The sequence below is a fragment of the Specibacter sp. RAF43 genome, from assembly GCF_052114065.1.
In the GTDB taxonomy this organism is placed as follows: domain Bacteria; phylum Actinomycetota; class Actinomycetes; order Actinomycetales; family Micrococcaceae; genus Specibacter.
Genome location: NZ_JBFREA010000014.1, coordinates 17,643 through 38,282, shown reverse-complemented (window position 1 = coordinate 38,282; position 20,640 = coordinate 17,643). Strand labels below are relative to the sequence as shown.

17 protein-coding genes are annotated in these 20,640 nt (G+C 64.6%); 4 read left to right on the top strand and 13 right to left on the bottom strand.

Features of this window, described 5'->3' with window-relative positions; all coding sequences use genetic code 11:
* Positions 1–79 precede the first annotated feature (79 nt).
* The 13 genes from AB4Y80_RS09400 to AB4Y80_RS09340 all read right to left on the bottom strand — a co-directional run bounded on the left by AB4Y80_RS09400 (position 80) and on the right by AB4Y80_RS09340 (position 13,718).
* A complete protein-coding gene (locus AB4Y80_RS09400; RefSeq protein WP_442213802.1) occupies positions 80–634 on the bottom strand; it encodes a nuclear transport factor 2 family protein in 555 nt (184 codons plus the stop codon).
* 35 nt (positions 635–669) lie between these two features.
* Entirely contained in the window at positions 670–1,017 is a 348-nt protein-coding gene (locus AB4Y80_RS09395) for a hypothetical protein (RefSeq protein WP_442213801.1), read from the bottom strand.
* Between the two features lie 73 nt (positions 1,018–1,090).
* A complete protein-coding gene (locus AB4Y80_RS09390; protein ID WP_442213800.1) occupies positions 1,091–2,098 on the bottom strand; it encodes an LLM class flavin-dependent oxidoreductase in 1,008 nt (335 codons plus the stop codon).
* Positions 2,095–3,300: an acyl-CoA dehydrogenase family protein gene (locus AB4Y80_RS09385; protein WP_442213799.1), complete on the bottom strand. Its 1,206-nt coding sequence runs from the start codon at positions 3,298–3,300 to the stop codon at positions 2,095–2,097. Before AB4Y80_RS09385 ends, AB4Y80_RS09390 begins: the two co-directional genes overlap by 4 nt.
* Before the next feature lie 141 nt (positions 3,301–3,441).
* Positions 3,442–4,590, bottom strand: a complete 1,149-nt coding sequence (locus AB4Y80_RS09380) for an acetyl-CoA C-acetyltransferase (RefSeq protein ID WP_442213798.1) — start codon at positions 4,588–4,590, stop codon at positions 3,442–3,444.
* Positions 4,583–5,383, bottom strand: coding sequence for an enoyl-CoA hydratase/isomerase family protein (locus tag AB4Y80_RS09375; RefSeq protein ID WP_442213797.1), 801 nt, complete (start codon positions 5,381–5,383; stop codon positions 4,583–4,585). The genes AB4Y80_RS09380 and AB4Y80_RS09375 overlap by 8 nt, the downstream gene beginning before the upstream one ends.
* A complete protein-coding gene (locus AB4Y80_RS09370; protein ID WP_442213795.1) occupies positions 5,380–7,503 on the bottom strand; it encodes an acetate--CoA ligase family protein in 2,124 nt (707 codons plus the stop codon). The genes AB4Y80_RS09375 and AB4Y80_RS09370 overlap by 4 nt, the downstream gene beginning before the upstream one ends.
* Positions 7,500–7,823 carry an AtuA-related protein gene (locus AB4Y80_RS09365; protein ID WP_442213794.1) on the bottom strand — a complete coding sequence of 108 codons (324 nt, stop codon included), beginning with the start codon at positions 7,821–7,823 and terminating at the stop codon, positions 7,500–7,502. The genes AB4Y80_RS09370 and AB4Y80_RS09365 overlap by 4 nt, the downstream gene beginning before the upstream one ends.
* A 2-nt stretch (positions 7,824–7,825) precedes the next feature.
* Complete coding sequence (locus tag AB4Y80_RS09360; RefSeq protein ID WP_442213793.1) at positions 7,826–9,187, bottom strand: acyclic terpene utilization AtuA family protein; 1,362 nt, start codon at positions 9,185–9,187, stop codon at positions 7,826–7,828.
* Positions 9,184–9,990: an amidohydrolase family protein gene (locus AB4Y80_RS09355; RefSeq protein ID WP_442213792.1), complete on the bottom strand. Its 807-nt coding sequence runs from the start codon at positions 9,988–9,990 to the stop codon at positions 9,184–9,186. The genes AB4Y80_RS09360 and AB4Y80_RS09355 overlap by 4 nt, the downstream gene beginning before the upstream one ends.
* Positions 9,987–11,129, bottom strand: a complete 1,143-nt coding sequence (locus AB4Y80_RS09350) for an acyl-CoA dehydrogenase family protein (protein WP_442213791.1) — start codon at positions 11,127–11,129, stop codon at positions 9,987–9,989. Before AB4Y80_RS09350 ends, AB4Y80_RS09355 begins: the two co-directional genes overlap by 4 nt.
* On the bottom strand, positions 11,126–12,301 hold the full coding sequence (locus AB4Y80_RS09345; protein WP_442213790.1) for an acyl-CoA dehydrogenase family protein: 1,176 nt from the start codon (positions 12,299–12,301) through the stop codon (positions 11,126–11,128). Before AB4Y80_RS09345 ends, AB4Y80_RS09350 begins: the two co-directional genes overlap by 4 nt.
* A gap of 667 nt (positions 12,302–12,968) precedes the next feature.
* Positions 12,969–13,718, bottom strand: coding sequence for a FadR/GntR family transcriptional regulator (locus tag AB4Y80_RS09340; RefSeq protein ID WP_442213789.1), 750 nt, complete (start codon positions 13,716–13,718; stop codon positions 12,969–12,971).
* A gap of 410 nt (positions 13,719–14,128) precedes the next feature.
* Here AB4Y80_RS09340 and AB4Y80_RS09335 point away from each other — a divergent pair, with 410 nt between their 5' ends.
* The 4 genes from AB4Y80_RS09335 to AB4Y80_RS09320 all read left to right on the top strand — a co-directional run bounded on the left by AB4Y80_RS09335 (position 14,129) and on the right by AB4Y80_RS09320 (position 20,562).
* On the top strand, positions 14,129–14,884 hold the full coding sequence (locus tag AB4Y80_RS09335) for an SDR family NAD(P)-dependent oxidoreductase (protein WP_442213788.1): 756 nt from the start codon (positions 14,129–14,131) through the stop codon (positions 14,882–14,884).
* A gap of 202 nt (positions 14,885–15,086) precedes the next feature.
* Positions 15,087–16,544: a DUF3375 domain-containing protein gene (locus tag AB4Y80_RS09330; RefSeq protein ID WP_442213787.1), complete on the top strand. Its 1,458-nt coding sequence runs from the start codon at positions 15,087–15,089 to the stop codon at positions 16,542–16,544.
* Positions 16,541–17,263 (top strand): DUF4194 domain-containing protein, encoded by a 723-nt coding sequence (locus AB4Y80_RS09325; protein WP_442213786.1) that lies wholly within the window; start codon positions 16,541–16,543, stop codon positions 17,261–17,263. Before AB4Y80_RS09330 ends, AB4Y80_RS09325 begins: the two co-directional genes overlap by 4 nt.
* On the top strand, positions 17,260–20,562 hold the full coding sequence (locus AB4Y80_RS09320) for an ATP-binding protein (protein WP_442213785.1): 3,303 nt from the start codon (positions 17,260–17,262) through the stop codon (positions 20,560–20,562). The genes AB4Y80_RS09325 and AB4Y80_RS09320 overlap by 4 nt, the downstream gene beginning before the upstream one ends.
* The last annotated feature ends 78 nt before the right edge of the window (positions 20,563–20,640 follow it).

Below are 20,640 nucleotides of genomic sequence, written 5' to 3'. Positions count from 1 at the left end.
ATGTGGTTCATCACGGGAGTTTATTCACTGTCYCCGACAGTGAATAAACTCCCGCACAAACCATCAGCCGATTCCCGAACTAAGACGCCGCGGATTCCAGGTCTGCGTTGAACCACACAGGCCAGTCTCCCGGCTGCGCATCCGCGGGGGACGTCCGGATACGCAGCTTCGCCCCAAGGGCTTCGGCATACTCACGGACATCGACGAAGTACATATAGGACTGAATCCTGTCCTCGAAAAGCCATCGCCCGTCAACTTTCGTGTACGTGTCGATGTAACGCATCGCCGTCAACATCGGAGCACCATCCCGCGAAACCTCGGCGTGGGAGGAAACCAGGCCTGTGGCGCGGTTATCGTCTTCAAATTCGATAATGTGCCCGTGCACGAAGTGATTCGTCGGGCCGAGCGTTGCAAAACGGCTCTCGAAGTAAGCGCCGACGCCATCGACACCTTCGCCCTTGACGAGACCGGCGTTGGTTCTCAGCCGCCCATTCCGGGCGAAGAGTGATTTCACCCCGTTCAAATCATGGTCGTCAACCAAGAACCCGTAGCGAACGACGAGTTCTTGGATCTCCAGGCGATCTTCAATCTGCTGCAAGCGCCGACCGAGCTGCTCACATGAATTTTCCATCATTGTGACATCCTTTGATCAAGATACTATGGGCAGCGTCAGTCGTCGGCGGGCAGCGGAATGCCCTGAAAATCTCCGATTTCGATGTATACGTTGCGGTAAAAGGTCTTCGCCTTTGACTTCATGAACTGCGTGGTCGTGGAACCACTCTTGTAATTCGACTGATACGCCGGATTGTCGACGACGCTGACGTCTTCGAGTTCGTAGACGCACACATAATTGGGCCGCCCCTCGAGAGACTGGTACCGTCGGGCCCTCAGGAATCCCGGGACCGTTCCGACCTTTTCGGGGATATGTTCCTCGTTGTACCAGGTGTTGAACTCTTCATCGAGCTCTTCCGGGATATCAAACATTGCGATCATCATTCCAGGGCGCTTCTGTGCCATTGGTTTTACTCTCTCTTTATCGGGCTGCTTGGGTTGCGGGTAATGAAAGCGGCGATCCGCTGATTTGCTTCTCTCAAATCAACTTCGGGAGCACATCGGTACCGAAGCGCTCAAGCTGGCGCATGGCATCGGCGTGCGGCAGACCCTGCCAGTGGGACTTAAACATGAAGTGCGTCATGCCAAGGTCTTCTTGAAGCGCACCCAGCTGGTCGACGACTTCATCGGGTGAGCCAAGGATGAACTGGTCTTCGATTTCGATCCCGCCGGTCGGCGCCTTGGTCGGAGTGTTCTGGCCCGAAAGCCCCCAGGAGCGGTAGGTGCTGTAGCGCAGGGCGCTGCGTTCGGCGGCCAGCCGCGCTGCCTCGGCCCGCGTGTCCGCCACGATCAGTTCACGTCGCAGGGGAAAGTCGCCGTCCGTAGCCAGGGCGGCCTCTTCCCTGACGGCAAGGTACGTTGCCCGCAGCTTCGCCAAACCCTCATGACTCGGGAAGGGCGGGGCATACCAGGCGTCACCCAGCAGGGCTGCGCGACGGATGGCCGGCTCGGCCTGCCCGCCGATCCAGATGGGGGGGCCTGAGGGCTGCGCCGGCAGAACGGCCGGCTGGACGTCTTCGACGGTCCAGTAGCGGCCTTGATAATTGACCCGCTCGCCCGACCACAGCGCCTTGATGAGCTCGAGCCCGTCCTCAAAGCGTGAGACCTTTTGTTTGGGGCTGACGCCGAACGCCTTGAATTCACGGTCCGAGTACCCCAATCCGACCCCAAAGACTGTCTTGCCGTTGGTCAAGACGTCGAGGGTGGCAATTTGTTCGGCCATATCGACGGGGTTCGCCATCGAGAGCAGCATGATTCCGGTGACGACGTGCATCGTGGGAGCCGCGTGCGAGAGGTGCGTGAGGTAAGGGACCGGCTGGAAGTAGCGCAGTTCGGAACCGAGGAAATGCTGCCCCGCCACCATGTACTCGAAGCCGAGCTGTTCAGCCGAAGCGACCAGCTCCTCATGCTCGGTGACCTGCTTGCGATAGGGAGTCTCGGCCCCGTAAATGGGCGTCGGTAGGATGCCGAACTTCAAGCCAGTCATGCTGTAGCGCCTTTCTTCAGGACCGTCTTGTGCCGGTCCATCCGCTTCCATCCCAGTGCGTCGTCGGCGATGAGGACTGCCTGGATGTTCGCCGACCCTTCGCCGGTCTGCCACAGCTTGGCGTAATTGACGTACGTGCTGACCGGGAATTCGTCGCTGAAGGCGAAGCCGCCAAAGATTTCGGCGGTGGCCTGCGCGGCGCGGTTGCCGATCTCGCCCGCGAAGTACTTCGCGATGGAGCTCTCGCGTGTGGCGATGTCACCGGCGTCGTACCGTGCGGCGGCGGCCGAGACAAGGGCGCGGGCGGCCGCGACGTCACACGTCATGTCGGCCAGCTGCTTCTTGATCAGCTGGAAGTTCCCGATTTTCTGTCCGAAGGCCTCTCGCTGATTGGCGTACTCAAGTGAGGCATCCAGGCACGCTGCAGCGAGGCCGACGGATCGGGCCGCGACCGACAGGCGCCCGTAATCCATGGCGTTCATGGCCACGACAAAGCCTTGGCCCTCGGCCCCGAGGATGTTCGAGGCCGGAACCCGCACGTCCTGCAGCAAGACCTCATTGGTCGGCATCAGTTTCCCGAGCACGCGGCAGGGAACGCGGCGGGTGGAGAATCCCGCGGAGTCTGTCGGAACGACGAACGCCGTGACACCCTTGTGACCGGCGGCGGGGTCGGTCTTGGCGTATACGATCGCGACGTCGGCGACATTTGCGTTCGTGATCCACATCTTCGCGCCGTTGATGACATAGTCGTCGCCGTCGCGCACGGCGCGGGTGCGCATGGCGCCGAGGAAGTCGGATCCGCCGTCCGGCTCGGTCATGGCATTGCAGCCGAGAATCTCCGCCGACAGCAGCCGTGGGACGTATTGCTGGATGAGCTCTTCACTGCCCCAGTTCGCGATCGTCAGGGGCACCGTGGCGGCCTGCAGGTTCATGCCGGCCGACAATGGAGGGTAGATGTAGGCGAGTTCCTCGGCTACCGCTGCGAGGGCGGCGAAACCTGCGCCGATGCCGCCGAGTTCTTCCGGGAAGCAGCATCCGTAGACGCCAAGCTCACCCAGCTCGCGATACAGCTCCCGCGGGAACTCCGCCGCGTCTTCCAGGTCCTTGAAGTGCGGGCGAACTCTTTCCATTCCCCAGGCGCGGACAAGCTGCCGCAGTCCCGCGACATCCTCTTCTACCGCCATTGCCAGTTCCGTTGTCACACGTTCTCCTTAACCCTACAAGCGAATGTCATTAGTAATAATGTTGCATATGAATTAGCGAACGTCAAGAGGTGGAAATGCCGAAAAACAGCACCCCCCGGGCGCGCTTGCCTGCGGCCCGGGCCCCGGGGCGGAGAGCTGTTAGAGTCGCTCGATGATGGTGGCGTTGGCCATGCCGCCGCCCTCACACATGGTCTGCAGGCCGTAGCGTCCGCCCGTCCGCACCAGGTGGTGCACGAGCGTCGTCATCAGCCGCGCCCCCGTCGCCCCCAGCGGATGCCCCAGGGCGATGGCGCCCCCGTTGACGTTGACCCGGTCCATGGCGGCGCCGACTTCCTTTTGCCATGCGAGGACCACCGGGGCGAAGGCCTCATTGACCTCGAAGGCGTCGATATCTTCCACCGTCAGCCCTGCGCGCTCCAGTACCCTCAGCGTTGCGGGAATCGGTCCGCTGAGCATCTTTACCGGGTCGGAACCGACGACGGCGCTGGTGTGTACACGTGCGAGCGGTGTCAGGTTCATGCGCCTGCAGGCGGACTCCGAGGCGATCATCAAAGCCGCCGCTCCGTCGGATATTTGGCTGGCCACGGCCGCCGTCATCCGGCCGCCCGGCACGAGGGTGGCGAGGGCGCCCATTCGTTCGCGACTGGTGTCGCGCCGGGGTCCCTCATCCTGATAAACCTCGCCGAACGGGAGAATTTCCCGGGTGAACACGCCGCTGTCCACGGCCCGGGCCGCCAGACGGTGGCTGCGCAGCGCAAAATCTTCCATGTCGTCCCGCGACACATCCCATTGGTCGGCAATCATTTCCGCGCCCCGGAATTGACTGAACTCCTGCTCACCGTAGCGTTCGGCCCATCTGGCGCCCGAGCGCGGATGGCCCATCCCCGCCTTCTCGCCCAGCTGCGCTGCGGATCCCAGGGGGATCAGGCTCATCGACTCCACTCCGCCGGCGATCACAAGATCCTGATCGCCGGACCGGATGGCCTGGGCGGCAAAGTGGAGAGCCTGCTGCGACGAGCCGCACTGCCGATCAATCGTGGTGGCAGGCACCGTCTCTGGCAGTCCGGCGGATAGCACGGCCGTTCGGCCGATATTGAATGCCTGCGCGCCAACCTGGCCGACACACCCCCAGATGACATCGTCGATCAGTTCAGGATCCACGCCCGTATTGCTGACGATCCCCGCAATGACATGGGCCGAGAGATCTGCCGGGTGCACGCCCGACAGGCCGCCATCGCGCCGCCCGACGGGGGTGCGCAGGGCGCCCACAATATAGGCATCAGTCATTGGATTGCTCGCCTTCCGGGATCCATTGCGGCTTGCGCTTGTTAAAGAATGCATCCACTCCCTCGCGAAGATCACTGCCGAGGAAGAAAGGCAGGTTGAAGAATTGGGCGGCATCCAGCGCCTGGCTGGCGGGCATATCCGAGAGCAACGCAAACGACTTGCGCCCGAGCCGCAGCGCCAGGGGGCTGACGCGTTCGAACTTGGTGGCATACTCGGCCAGCATGTTATCGAGCTCGTCCTGCTCGCAGACACGATTGGCAAAACCGATCCGGTACGCTTCGTCTGCGTCGATCGGATCACCTGTCATCATCATCTCGAGCAGCAGCTTCCGCGGTATCGCACGGGCCAGGTGCGCCACAATGATCATGGGGAACAGGCCCAGCTTCACCTCAGGCATCGCAAAGCTGGCTGCCCGCCCGGCGATAATGATGTCGCACATGCCGGCCAGTCCCATGCCGCCGGCGAACGCGGGTCCGTTCACGGCGGCCACGACGGGTTTGGGGGCATCGAGCATGTCCTTGTGCAGCGCCACAATGGCCTGCGGCCAGGCGTAAGCCTCCTCGACGGGGATCTGGGAGAACCGCGCCATCTGCCGGAGGTCCCCGCCTGCGCAGAACGCGTCACCGGCGCCGGTAATCCCTACCGAGCGTACGGCGTCGTCGGCAAAGGCCGCGCGCAGCGCCGCGCGCAGCGCTTCCGAGGAGCCCTGATCCAGGGGGTTCCGTTCTTTCGGGCGGTTGAGCGTGAGCACCATCATGCTGGCCCGGCGCTCCGAAAGGACAAGGTCGCTCATCCCCGCACCCTCTCGCTGAGGACCACGAGCGCGTCGACGGCAACGGCGCCTCTGCCGGCGGGACGGACAAGCACGGGGTTGAGGTCTAGTTCGCTGATTACCTCAGCGTGGTCCCGGCCCAGCCGTGAGAGGCTGCTTATCGTCTCGGCCAGGGCGTCGATGTCTGCCGGCGGGGCGCCGCGGAATCCCGTGAGCAGTGCGCGCCCCCGCAAGGTGCCGATCATTTCGCGGGCCTCGGCGGCGGTGACGGGTGCCGGACGCAGGACGGCGTCGTCAAGGAGTTCGGCCATGACGCCACCCGTGCCGACGAGCACAAACGGGCCGAACTGCTCGTCGATGACCAGGCCGGTGATAATTTCGACACCGTCGGTGATCTGCTCTTGGATGAGGATGCCCTCGGGATCATCGCCGGCCAGGGCGGTTCGACCACGCTCCATCAGTAGGGCAAAGCCCTCCCGCACTGCGCTCTCGCCGGAGACGCCAAGCAGAACGCCGCCGACTTCGGTTTTGTGCGTGATCCGCTCGCTCACGATCTTCAACGTGACCGGGTAACCGATGGCCTCGGCTGTTTCGACGGCGGTCGCGGCATCGGTGACGACGCGCTCCGCGGGAAATGAAATGCCATACGCCCCCAGCAGGCTCTTGGCGTGCTCGTCGCTGAGCACACCGCTCGCATCGGAGGGTATGGACGCAACAGGCTCAACATTGTTCGCGATGGCGCGGACGGCGGGCCGTGCATTGAATTTTGCGAGGCCGCGAACCCCGGCAAAAAGCTCACTTGCCGACGTGAAGATGGGGATTCCCTGAGAGTGATAAATCTTGCTCTCGAGCTCATTCACCACCCCGTCCATCGAGTAGACAGCCAACGGCAACCGACGCTTGGACCGTTCCATGGCCAACGCCTCAACGCTCTGCTGTCCGACGTCGCCGGTCAGGTTCTTGCGGGCATAGACAAGGAAATCAACCGACGCGTCGTCGTCAAACACGGCGTACGCCGCGGCCGCAAGCTCAGGCTTCTTGGCAATGTCCCCCGTGAGGTCACACGGATTAAGTGCGTTGCCGTGCGGGAACAGGGAGGAAAGCGCGTCCTGCGTGTACGGCGCAAGCTCCGGGAGACGGAGACCGAAGCTCGCCGCCCGGTCGGCGAGCGTGCCGGCCTGCCCACCGGACACAGACATGATGCCGATCCTGTTTGAAGCGATCGCCCCTGTTGCCAGGTGCAGTTTCGCTATCGCGACCAGCTCACTGAGCTCCTCCACCCGGACAATACCCAGGGAATCAAACAAGGCGTCGTAAATGCGGTCTTCCCCGGCCAGCGCACCGGTATGCGCGGCCGCGCGCGCGGCCGCCTCCCGGGTCCGGCCAACCTTGATCACCACGATCGGCTTGCCCAACTCGGCCGCCAGGGCCGCAACCTTGACGAAGTCCTCCGGGCGGCGGATGGCCTCGATGAAGGAGAGAACCATCTTCACATTCGGATCCTGCAGGGCAACGGAAAGGTAGTCGGCCAGACCCAGGTCGATCTCATTGCCGGCACTGGCATAGAGCCGGCAGCCGATTCCCTCCGCCTTGAGCCGCGAAATAAGGGACCCCGCGGTCGCGCCGCTTTGCGTGATGACGGCAACCTCACCGACGTCCACGCCCTGGCCCAACACCGGCTGAATCGACATTACGGCGCCGGTGGCGAAATTGGCCAAACCATCCGTATTGGGTCCGTGGATCCGCATTCCCGCCGACCGTGCGACCTCCAGCATGCCGCGCTCGATGGCCTTGCCCTCGTCGCCGCTCTCGCCGAAACCCTGCGCGGGCAAGATCACGGCGCCAACACCGGCCGCCGCACACTCGGCCACGGCGCGGGCGGTTCCGAGATTGTCCAAGGTCACAACGGCAACATCCACGGGTCCCTCAATGGCACCAATGCTCGGAGCACATGGCAAACCCTCGATCTCGGCCCGGTTCGGATTCACGGGGATGACACGCCCGGCAAAACCGAACTGCTGCATCAACCGCTGTGGCCACCAGGCCAGGGTTCCGGGGCGGCTGGAGGCCCCAATAAGCGCCACGGTGCCCGGATTCCACAGACGGGCGACGGCGTCCTCGGCCCCCGTGACGTTCTTCATGCCGCCACCTCCGGAAGTTCCATGCGCAGCAGCCACGCGTACATGACCTTGCCGAGGTGATCCGAACGCAGCGACAGGGTACCGCCACCGTTGAGCGCCCCGGTCAAAACGAAGTTGAAGGCATGGATGTTCGGCAGCTCGTAACGGGTCACGGTGCCCTTGACGAGGTCACCGTAATGCTCCTTCACGGCATCCTCGGTCAGGTAGTCCTTGAGGATCTCAAAACCCTCGGCGTCGTAGGCGACGATACCGACGTTGCAGGTATCTCCTTTGTCTCCCGAACGGCCATGCGCCAGATCGGCGACACGTTTCGTACTCACAGTTAAACCTCCAGGTATCGGACGGACTGCCGGATGTGTTCGCGGGGGATGAGGGCCGACCAGAGGCCGTAGAGTTCCTTGAGCGGCGGGCGGGTACCCACGCCGGATACGCCCGCAGGTCCGTTGTTGTACAGCGGCACGCTTTCGGTGAACATCTTGCGAGCGTTCTCGGCGTCAGCGCACCGCGCGGCATAGCGCACGACAAGCTCCAGGCGGTCCGGGTCGTCGGGCTCCGCAACCACTCTCCCCCACGCCGAATTGTGCCCAATGTACTCGACGATGTCTTCTTGGCACTCAAAGCCTTCGCGCTTGAGGCGGTTGCGCAGGAATTCGAGGCCGCGCTGGGCCTTCGCGTAGACGTCCGGCCACGTGTAGGTGAAGACCGCCTCGCCGATGAAGCCGGCACGGTAGCCCATGTTGACCTTCAGCGTTTCCGGGCGGGGCTTGCCCGTCACACCGGAGAGCTTGACCCTGTCCTCGCCGACCTCTTCCAAACGTATTTGGGAGAAGTCTGCTATGACATCGGCCGTGAGGTAGTTGCTCGGGTCCAGGATCTCATAGACCATCTGTTCGGAGACGGTCCCGACATCCACTCGGCCACCGGTGTCCGGGGTCTTGGTGATGATGCCAGTGCCGTCCTCAAAGACTTCGGCGATGGGGTAGCCGAGCGTTTCCAGGCTCGGCACATCCTGCCACCCGCCGGCGTAGAGTCCGCCGGTGGCCTGGCCGCCGCATTCAATCGCATGCGCCAGGGCGGTCCCCCGGGCCAGCCGGTCCCAATCATCCCATTTCCAGCCGAACTCGTGGATGAGGGGGCCGAGATACAGGGCAATATCGGTGACCCGGCCGCATACCACGATGTCGGCTCCGCCGGCGAGCGCTTCGACGATGCCTTCGGACCCCGTATAGACGGCGGCGTGGGTCAGGCGGTCGCGTACGTCGGCCAATTGCTTTCCGGTATCCATGTTGGCGAAAGGAACACCGGCCGCCATGAGACTGTCGATCTCGGGCTCGATGTCGTCACCGGTGACGACGGCAACCCTCACCTCGCTCAGTCCCATTTCCTTGATGAGCTCAACGATGCGGTCGGCGCAGGCCTGCGGGTTGGCGCCACCGGCATTCGTGATGATCCTGGTGCCCTTTTCGAGCGCTATTGGCAGCACGCCCTCAAGCAGGGCCAGCACGTCACGGGTATAGCCGTGGCTGGGGTCCTTCTTGCGCTGCTTGGCCAGGATCGACATCGTTAGTTCTGCCAGATGGTCGCAGCAGAGATAGTCAATCTCCCCTTTTCGGATCATCTCGGCAGCGGGTTTGACGCTGTCACCCCAGAACGCCATGCCGGCGCCCAAACGCACTGTCTTCATGAGTTTCCTTTCAGGTCGCCCACCCCGAGCAGGGCGGCGAGATTGTTGCCGAGTATCGCTTGTTCAGCTTCGGTACTTAGCCCAATGGAACGGATCACGCGAATCTCCCGGCCCGGGTCGGCCATGGGCCAGTCCGAGCCGAAAACAAAACGTTCGAAGCCGTGTGCCTCGATGAGGGAACGGATGCGCTCGGCTCCGAGCTCCGAGACGCTTGGCGGCCACGATGTTTCAAGCCACACATTCTTCCCCAGCACGCTCTGTTCAGCCTCGCCGAGGCGGTGGTAGCCGCCGAAGTGGCAGGCGATGAAGCGCAGGTGCGGAATTGAGTCAACGATGCCGGCGATGTGGTGGGGGGCCCCGCGTTCGTGGGCGGCGTCGTCGCTGCCGGCGCCGACGTGCGAGAGCACCGAGATGCCGTTGTCGGCGAGGGCGGCGAAGATGTCGGCGGTCTCTTCGCTCCCGAGTGACATGCCCTGGAAATTCGGGTGGAACTTGACCGCGCGAATATCGTTGTCCCGAAGGGACGCGAGGTTCTCCTCGATGCTCAACCCCGCGTGCACGGTCCCGAAGGGGATGAAGCGGGAGCGGTCCACGCCGCCGATGAAATCGTTGGTGCGTGAGACATGGCGGGCCTCGTTGGCGATCGCCAGCGTGCAGGCCATATCAATACCGGCCGCGTCCATGGAGCGTCGGAGTCCGTCAAGGGTACCGTCGCCAACGGCGTCCAAACCGGCAGGCCGGGCGGTCACCAGTCGTTCGGCCAGGTGATCCGGCCACACATGGCAGTGCGCATCGATGATCATGGCAGGCCTCGCTTGACGAGCTGCTTGGCGAGAGAGTCAAGAATGACTTCCGTTGAGCCCTCGTAAATGCGCATGGGGCGGGCCTCCCGGTAGAGACGCTCGATCTTGCTGCCGCGCACGAGGCCGAAGCGGCCCATGATCTGCACGCAGCGGTCCGTTACCCGGCCGGCGACTTCGGTACCCGCGACCTTTGCCATGGAGGACAGATGCAGATTTGCCAGCGGATCGGCCGCGGCGGCCGCGGCGGCCCGGTAGGTCAAGGACCGTGCCATCTCGATATCCGTCCAGCACGTAGCGAGCGCTGCGGGCACGCCGCCGAGACGTGTCAGCGGCGTGCCGAACAGCTCACGATCCTTTGCATGGTTCAGTGCCTCGCGCAGCGCCGCCTCGGCAAGGCCGATCGAGGCTCCTGCCACTGAGACGCGGAAGGTGGCCAGCGTAGCCAACACGAGCGGGAAGCCCTTGCCGGCGTCGCCAATGCGGTTCTCGACAGGCACGTGGACGTTGTCGAAAATGACATCGCCCAGCACGTGCGGCGCGATGATTTGATGCGGCTTTGACACCGTGACGCCGGGCAGCCCTGCGGGTACCAGCACGAGGGTGTATCCGTCACCCTCCCGCCCCAGCACGCAGTAAAAGTCGGCATCACCGGCATTGGTGATAAAGGATTTGTGACCCGCAACAATGATCTCATCGCCCACGGTCCTGATCGTGGTGTTGAGTCCCTTCAGGTCCGACCCGACGCCCGGTTCGGTGAGTGCCAGCGCGGCAATGGCCTCAAGGGCGCCCACCTTGGGCAGCCACTCCTTCTTCAGTCGATCGCTGCCGGCATGCGAGATCGCAAAGGACCCGATGCCCTGCATTGCGAACATCGAATCCAGATGCCCGCACTCTCCCGCGAGCACCTCACGCACCACCGTGACCGCGAGCGAGTCGACCTTCTCACCACGGCCGCCGTATTCGGTGGCCACCATCAGCGCCCCCAGCCCGCTCTCGGCGAGAGCCGCGCGCACGTCGGGGACGAACGAGTCGGCCTCGTCGGCTTCTGCGGCCAAGTGGGCGACCGAGGCGGCGAGGGCGCGGGCCTCCTCACGCAACGCGCCATAGGCGGGCGGGAGCTCCCAGGAGAACTCGGTCATACGGCGCTCCCCACGCGTTGGTTGAAACCGCGCCCGAACAGTTCGGATGCGATGCGGACCTTCTGAATGGCTGGGGTGCCCCCGGCGATGGCCCAACCGTGGGCATCGCGATGAAGGCGCTCCATGCCGTATTCAACCGTGTAGCCGTTGCCGCCGTGCATCTGCATGCCCAAATCCGATACCCGTTTCGCCATCTCATTTGCATAGCACTTGGCGACGGAGACCTCCAGCGTATCCGGCAACCCGCGGCCGGCGTTGACTGCCGCCCTGCGGATCAGCAGGCGGGCGGCCTCGACCTGGATCTTCATGTCTGCAACCGTTTGCTGCACGTTCTGGAATTCGACGATGGAGCGCCCGAACTGCTCACGCTCCTGCACATAGGCGATCGTCTTGTCGAGCGCCGCCTGGCCAATCGCCAGCGACATGGTCGAATTGCCCAGACGTTCAATGGAGAAGACGCCGAACAGTTTTCCGAAGCCTCCGGCGTCCACGACGAGGTTGGACAGCGGAACGCGTGCTTTGTCGAAGTAGATGTCTGCCGAGGGGATCCCCTTCCACCCCATGAGTTTTTCGCGCTGACCGAAGGAAACCCCCGGCGCATTGGCCGGCACGACGACGGCCCCGATGCCTTTGGCGCCGGGCGAGTCATTCATTCTGCAGTAGATCAGGTAATGGTCGGCGTGGCCACCATTGGAAATCCAACGCTTGTTCCCCGAGATCACAATCTCGTCGCCTTCGATCCGCGCGGTGGTGCGCATGTCGGTCGCCGCCGAGCCGGCGTCCGGCTCGGAAATGCCGATGGCCATCGTCAGTTCACCCGTGGGGACGCGCGGGAGGAACCGCTTGCGCTGTTCCGCCGTTCCAAAGAATTCGATCACCCGGGCCGGACCAACGTTGGCCTCGAAAACCTGGAAAGCGGCGGGACGACAGACCTTGGCCAGCTCCTCGATAACCAGGAGTGCATCCATGAGCGGCGCGCCGGAACCCCCATACTCCTCTGGTATGCAGATTCCCAAAAAACCCAGGTCGGCCAGGCGCTGGACCTCGGACTGTGGAAGTGGCTCATGCTTTTCCTCCCACCCATCGGCCAGCGGAGCGTAAACCTCGCGTGCAACCGTTGCGGCAAGAGTTTGCAGCTCGAGTTGCTCGGCGGAGAGTTGGAAATCAGTCATCACTACCTCGTGTCAGTTCAGCCCGTAGGGAAATTCATCAACCGTTGATTCGGCAAGGTCACCTGCGGACCGCCTCACCATTACGACTATTGTAGCGAATGATACTAATCGTGTACATAGTTATTGGTTGCAAGTCTTACCTACTGTAGGTCCCGGAATCGGGGCGTCTGTCAATCTGGAGGTGGCCAGGAACGGTGTGGGCCGACAATTGGTGGTGACTTCGGGTCGTCCCGGCCGCAACGGCGCGTGGCTGCGCGAGGCCCGGGCGCTCGGACCGCGGACGGGGCGGCATGACTGCGCCGGGTCAGGGCGTTGGATGGACCGGCGAGCGTCGCCGCCGGTTTCGCCGCGGAATCGGCCGTGGCCGGCGAGGATGTCCCTGACGTCGGCGCCCTCCGACGCGCGCCCGGCTCGAAGAACGGCCGTCCGGCGCGGTGCGCGCCGGCCGGTTCGCGGCGCGCCATTTGTCCGGGCGCGGCAGACTCCCGGTGCTTGAGGGACTTCATGGAAGGCTCGAGCACATATCGACCCCTGGAATTCGCCCGGCCGGCAGCGTTGCCGACCGACCATGGGCATGACCGCGCATTGGATTAGCTACGGAAGTCCCAAGGACCCCACGGCATCACGGCGATCGCCGCCTGATGACGGAATCCACCGTGGTCGCCGGCTAGATTTGATTGGCATGCTCCCAAAGAACMAAGCGGTCAAGCACCTCAGGGAACTTGCGTTCCGCGTAGGTGGAGTACGCATCAACGTGCTCGCGCATTCGCTCTTCCGCCTTGTCGGGATCGTGCGCAAGCATCGCCTGATAGATGCCCTCGTGTGCCTTGACTATCGCGGCACGCCGATGCGTGGGGTAGTCGATTCCAATCGCCGTCCCGTCCATGATTCCCATCAACGATTCATTGAAATGACCGAGTAATGGATTGCCCGATGACCAGGCAATGACATCATGGAATTCCTTGTTGGCTTGGAAAAACTGCTCTTCATCGTCTACGCCTTTGCGCATCCGAGTAATTGTTCCTTCCAGCAGCTCAAGTGCCCGATCATCGATTCGGGTTGCGGCGAGCCGACTGGTGACTGGCTCAATGCACTGGCGCACTTCAACGACGGTCCGGTAAGGCGCCCCGCGCATTTGCATCAGGAGCAAGAGACTGTTCGCCAGATGCGATGCATCGGGACTCAGGAGTATGGGACCTCCGCCGGGTCCGGACTTGAGCGCAATTGCACCTTGGAACTCCAGGAGTCGCAACGCTTCGCGAAGGGTGCCGCGTCCGATCTCGTACTTTTCGAGCATGACTCGCTCAGGAGGGAGACGGTCACCTGGCTTCACTTTATTCCGGGAGACATCGCTCATGATCTGCTGGGCCACGAGCATGGCGACCTTCTGGGGCCGGCGTTTCTGAGTCGTTAACATGCCCATTCCTGTACTCTGTGCCAACATTTCTATCATTATCCTCATCGTAGCGCGGAAAATGCCTCAAGCGGCCCGTTCAATAGGGGATAAAAAAGAACGCCAAGGCGATAATTCCCCCGAATCCACCGCCAGAATGCTGCCACTGATAAATCATGTTTTATGCGAGCCGAGCAAGGTGACCGCGCTGGAGACGACTTCCGGTCCCATGGAACCCATCGGCGCACTTACGCCTACTCGATGGATCGCGTTGACGCGGCGTTTGTGCTGTCCACCCCTGCTTGTGACAATCATTATTAGGATAACACTCCTTTTGTCGGCCACTCAAGTCTCCGGCACACGTACACCAGCCTCGATCTATGATTATGATATTAAGTATCTATCGACACCTCCCCATCCTTAGCGAGGAACCAATGACACCCATCTCGTTTGACCTCACGGGGCGCGTAGCACTCGTCACCGGCGGAAGCCGTGGACTCGGACGTGCCATGGTGCGCGGACTGGCGGAGGCCGGCGCCGACGTCATTATCGCAAGCCGCAATGAAGAGGCGTGTACGGAATACGCCAACCTGATCCATCAGGAAACGGGTCGGCGCGCCGTAGGCATCGGCGCGCATGTGGGCAAGTGGGATGCTCTCCCCGGGCTCGTCGATGCCGCATATGGGCAGTTCGGCCGGGTGGACGTCCTTATTAACAACGCGGGGATGTCCCCGCTCTACGACTCCCCGTCGTCCCTGAGCGAGGAATTGTTCGACAAGGTCATCGACGTCAATCTCAAAGGGCCGTACAGACTCTGTGCCCTGATTGGCGAGCGGATGGCTGCGGGCAGCGGAGGCTCGATCATCAACATTTCAAGTGCCGGGTCCGTGCACCCGCGGCCGCACATCCTCCCTTATGCCGCAGCGAAGGCCGGACTTAACGCGCTCACGATCGGCATGGCGCATGCCTTTGGCCCCACCGTGCGTGTCAACGCGATCATCGCCGGCACGTTCCTGACGGATGTGAGCAAGTCCTGGGACGAAGAGGCCTTCGCCAAGCGCGCCGACTCATTCGCCCTGAAACGAGGGGGGCAACCCCATGAGATCGTCGGCACTGCGCTGTACCTCGCCAGCGATGCCTCAAGCTACACGACCGGGTCATTGATCACCGTTGACGGCGGCCAGCCGTAGACGGCTCTCCGGGCCCGGCGCAGTGCTGGGGGGTGTGTCAACCTACCCGCAATTGATGTCCAAAAAACTCATTTTCGAGGGGAAATCCGACATCTAGTGCGGGCCAGTTCAGGGCCGGGCGGGGAGCCGCACGCCATGGCTTAAAATGGGGAGACCGCCACGCCTCGCGCCACGACCCGCCGCTGCCACCCCGAAGGACCCCATGCGCTCCACCGAAACCGCCGTTGCGCACTGGCACGCCCAGGAACGGCTGCGGCACAGCCCGGGGTGGAAGCTGATGCAGGCGGCGCCGTGGACGGTGGCGTTCCTGCGGGCGGAGTTCACCCCCGCCCGCCAGCGCGTCCCGCTGGAGGAATTCCACGCCGACCTTGCCGCCTTCATGAAGGAACTGCGGCTTGAGTTTCTGAGTCTCAATGACGCCTGGCAAGCCTCCAACTATGCCGATTCCTGGGTACGCAGCCAGTTCCTGGCCCGCCCCATGGTGGACGGGAAATTCATCTACGAACCCACGGCCGAAACATCGCGGGTGCTCACCTTCCTGGAGAGCTTCACGGTGGAGCGCACCAACCTGAACAGCTCCCGGCTAAGCACCCTGCTGACCAGCATTGAGACGCTCTCCTTCCAGACCGACCCCAACCCGGAGAGCCGCATCGCCCAACTTGCGGCGGAGATCGCCGAGCGCCAGGGCGAAATTGAGGCGCTGAAGAACGGCCAAAACCCGGCCGTCCTCTCGGACGAATCCGCCGCGGCCGCGGCCCGCAGCGTGCTGGATCTGGCGTCCGGCCTGCCGGCGGACTTCAAGCGCATGCGCGACGGCGTGGAAATCATGCTCCACGGCATTCGCCAGGAAATCATGGAATCCTCCGTCACCAAGGGGGTCGCCGTGGGCCAGGTCCTGGAGGGCGACAAGGCCCTGCGCGGCACGGCCGAAGGGGCCACCTTCCAAGGATTCACCGAATTCCTCAACGACCCCGTCCAGCAGGCCCGGTTCCGGCAATCCATCAACGAAGTCCTGGAGCGCGGCTTCATCGACGGGCTCACCACCGACGAACGCACCAACCTCGCCACGCTCCTGCGGGAATTGCGCCGCCAGGCCGCGGACGTCCACGCCATCTACGGCCGCCTGTCCGAGAGCCTGCACGGCTACGTGATGTCGGAGGAGTTCCGGGAATCGGTGCTGCTGCGCAAGGCCATCCACGCCGCCCTGCAGGCCGTGGCGGGTGCACGTCTGCGCCCGCGCACCCCGGTCGTCGAACCGCTGCTCTACATCCCCGCCTTTGAAACGCTCGCCGGGCTGGGCATCTTCAACCCGGATGACCACATTCCCCCGCCCCGGCTTGCCGCGCCGCCGGCCCTCAGCGACGCGGACATCCACCGCACGCCCGCGACGCCGCAGCCGGACATGCCGGCCCTGCATGCCGCCGTCGGCCGGGCCCGCGCGACCCGCAACGGCCGCGCCACCCTGGCGGACGTCTATGCGGACCTGCCCCGGGACTTGCGGCACCTGAACTCCATCCGCGGCCTGATCCTCGCGGCGCGCGGCAGCGAGCAAGACGTCGACGCCGCCGGCCGGGAAACGGTCCGCTTCACCCAAATCGACGGCTCCGAACGCACCGCCCACCTGCCGCTGATCACGTTCACGAAGGACTCCTCGCCATGACCCTGCGCACCGAATCCGCCGCCCCCGGAGCCCGGAAGTACGACGACGTCCCCCCGCCTTCCGCGCCCGGCCTCGCCGCCGCCTACCGTGGCGAACGGGCGTTGTTCGCCGGCGACACCGGCTCCTTCTCGCTGGAGATCCGCCAGGTCCTGGTGCGCCTGCTGCGCGGACCCTACATCGACGGCGCCGCCGAACCCGTCCTGTGGACCACCATCGCCACCCATCGCCAGTCCCTGCAGCAGTACCTGAGCGAGATCTTCCTGCTGCTGACCATCGACCCGGAGCGCAAGATCGCGATGCTGGCCCCGGCCGAGATCGACGCCGTCCACACCCAACCCATCATGCCCCGCAAGCCGTTGCGCCGGGAGGAGACGCTGCTGGCGCTGCGCCTGCGCATGCTGCTGGACCGGCATGCCGGCTCCGGCACCGAGGCGACCGTCACGCGCGGCGGCGCCCGTGAAATCCTGGCCGAGCACCGCCGCCCTGGCGCTGTGGACGACAAGCGGCTCGACGAGCAGACGGACGCCGCCCTGGCCCGCCTGCTGGCGCTCAAATTGCTGCTGCCCACGGAGCTGGCCGGCGAATACCGGGTCAGCAACGCCCTGGCCCTGGCCCTGCCCTTCGATTCCATCGACCAAATTCCTGCATACCTGGCGGCCCTGGACAGCGCCGGCGACGAGCCGGAGCTCCCGGATGCCCCCGAGGAGGCGCTCTCATGAGCATTGCCCACACGCTGCCGATCGGCGAGGAAATCAACCCCGGCCAGTTCCGCCTCAGCGAGATCCAGATCATCAACTGGGGCACGTTCCACGGCCGGCACGCCATGTACGTGGACCGCGCGGGCACCCTGCTCACCGGCCATCCGGGGGTGGGCAAGTCCACGCTCTTCGRCGGCATCCAACACATTTTTTATGCGGCCCCCCGCCTCAACGAATCCGCGCACGAGGCCTCCAACCGCAAGGACCGCCGCACCACGTACAGCTACATGCGCGGACGCAAGATCAAGACCGCCAACGGCACCACCTACCAGCGCCCCAGCGCCACCTGGTCCGCCACGGCGCTGGTCTTCGCGGACGGGCTGGGGCGCACGGTCACCATCGCCGCCCTGTTTGACCTTCCCGCCAACGGGCTCGAGGGGCAAGTGGGCAAGCATTACGTCATTCACGACCGGCCGCTGGACACCGAGGCCCTGGAAAACCACGGCAGCCGCCGCTTCTCGCCGTCGTCCCTGCACGCCGCACTGCCCGGGGCGGAAGCGTTCGACGTCCACAAGACGTTTGCCGAGCGGTTCCGCCGCAAGCTGGGCATCGACAATGACAAGGCGTTCAGCTTGCTGCGCACGCTGCAAAACGGCAAGGGCCTGGACAAGGGCGTCAACCGGTTCTTCCGCTACGAGGTCCTGGACAAGCCCGCCACCCTGTCCGCCGCGAAGGCCGCCGTGGAGGACTTTAGCCACCTGCGCGGGATCTACCGGCAGCTTCAGGACGCCCGCGGCCAGCGCGACGCCCTGGCGCACGTTCCCGAGCTGCGCGCGCGGTATCAGGAACTCACGGCGAACATTGCCGCCACCACCGAACTCAAGAATGTTCAGCTGCCCTTGCTGCGTGGGCACTTTCGGGCCGAATTGCTGGCCGCCAGGGCCGCGGCGCTGACCGAGGAACGGGCCAACAAGCTGGCGGAGATCGAGACCGCTACCCTCGCCAAGGACGCACTGGCCGGCTCCGTCGCCGACCTGGACGTACAGCACGCCAACCACGGCGGGCGCGCCATTGACGGCTTGGAGAAGGACATCCGCACCGCCAAGCGCGAGCTGGAGGAGCGGCGGCGGCTTGAATCGGCCGTCCGCGACGACCTCGACGCCGCCGCCCTGGAGTATGACTGGACGCCCGCCGGGCTGGACGCCGCGCGCACGGCCGCGGCGGCCGGGCTGGCCCATCAGCAGGCCGAAACCGAGTCCGCGCGCACTCGCGAGTACGAGGCCGTGGCCGCCAGCATCAACACGAAGGCCGAGGAAAAGAAGCTGCGGGCGGAGATCGCCTCCTACGAGCGCCGGGGCAGCAACATCGACGGCCGCAGCGCCGCCGCCCGGCGCGCCATCAGCGCCGTGACCGGGCTGGACGCCGCGAACATGCCGTTTGCCGGCGAGCTGGTGGACATTGGCCGCGACCACGCCCCCTGGCGGCCGGCGGCGGAAAAGGCGCTGCGGTCCCTGGCCACCACGCTGCTCATCCGCGGCCGGGACATCGAGGCCGTCACCGGCGCCATCAACGCCCTGGACGGGGTTGGGAAGCTGCGCTGGATCAACATCGGTACGCCGGTGCGCGGCGCCGACGCCGGCCCGTTCGACCTCGTCACCAAGCTCGAGTTCGAAGATTCCGACGCCGGCTCCTGGCTGCGCGCCAAGGTCACCTTGGACTTCGCGTTCCGCTGCGTGGACGCCGACGCCGAACTGCATCAGCACCACCGTGCCATCTCCCTGGCCGGCACGCTGAAGGCCAATGCCACCACGTTCGAGCGTGACACCCGCACGGTCAATCCGGGCGACTACCTCCTCGGCTTCACCAACGCGGACAAGATTGCCCGGTTGGAGGCGGAGGCGGACACCCTGGCTGCCGCCCATGAACGCTCGAGCGCGCTGGCCGACCGGCGCAGCGAGGCCCGGGAGTCCCTGGCGGACCGGCTCGAGGCGTTGCGGCGCGTGGCCGGGGACACCCGCGCCTTTGACCAGGTGGACAGCGCCGCCGTCTCCGCGGCCCTGGAGAAACTCCGGGCCACCCTGGCGGAGACCGTGGACAGCAGCGCCACGCTGGCCCGGATCCGGGCGTCACTGGGCGAGGCCAAGGCCGGGCTGGAGGCCGCCGTGGGAGGGGTGGCCGTGCTCCACCATGACCTTGCGCAGATCGATAGGGAGCTGCACGCGGCGGCGACCTCGGCCTACACCACCGCCGAACAGGCCCGGACCCAGCCGCCGGCGGACTGGGYGATGGACGACTTTGCCGCCTACCTGGCTGGGGCCGAGCCCACCACGCTGGATGAGCTCGAGCGGCTCGCCGGCCGGACCGCGGAGGATCTGGGTGAGCGGATTGCCGCCCTCAGGGAGCGCCTGTTCCGCACCGAAGGCGCGCTGGTTGAGACCTTCAAGTCCTTCGCCCGTGAGTTCGGCCCGCACCTGAGCTCAAGCATCGGCACCGGCGCCGAGTCCGCAGATCAGTACGAGGAGCTGTACCGGCGCATCCTCTCCGACGGGCTGCCGCAGCGCCAGGACGAGTTCCGCGAGTACTTCAATAACCGCTCCTACGAGCGCTTCTCCGACCTCCTGCAATTATTGGAGGAGGAGCGCCGGGCGATCGCCGAACGCATCCTGCCACTGAACCAAATCCTCGAAGAGGTGCCTTTTGAAAAAGGCAGCCGGCTCCGGCTGGAAGTGCGGACCGCCATCCCGGACGAGGCCCGCCAGTTCCGGATGGACCTAAAGGATGCCYTGGGCAACGCCTACACCAAGGACACCGAGGAAAAGATGACCTCCAGCTACCAGGCCCTGGAAGGCCTGGTCGATGCCTTGAACGACCCCGCCCGGCAGCATTGGGCGGACACAGTTCTGGATGTGCGCCAGCACGTGAGCATCAGCTGCAATGAACACCGGCCGAACGGCGAGGTGGAGCTGGGCCTGGAGCCCGGCACACTCTCGGGCGGTGAGGGACAGCGGTTTACCTCCTTCATCATGGGCGCCGCGCTGGCCTACCAGCTGGGCATCGACGCCCAGGGGTACAGCACCTACGGGACGGTCATGATCGACGAGGCGTTCATCCAGGCGAACTCGGAATACGCGGGGGCCGGCATCAATGCGCTCCAGGAATTCGGCTTCCAGCTGCTGCTGGCGGCACCCGAGGACAAGGTGGACCTCTCCTTGCACCTGGGCTCGGTGACGGACATCATCAAGCACCCGCACGCCAATGTGTCCGGTTTTGTCTCCACGGGCCGCTCGCCCGCCACCGCGACGGACATCGTCCTGCGGTAGCGCCATGTGAGGCGAGGGCACGCCCCCGACCCGGGTTCCGGCGGGCCCGTGCGGTAGGATCGGTGACAACAAACCACA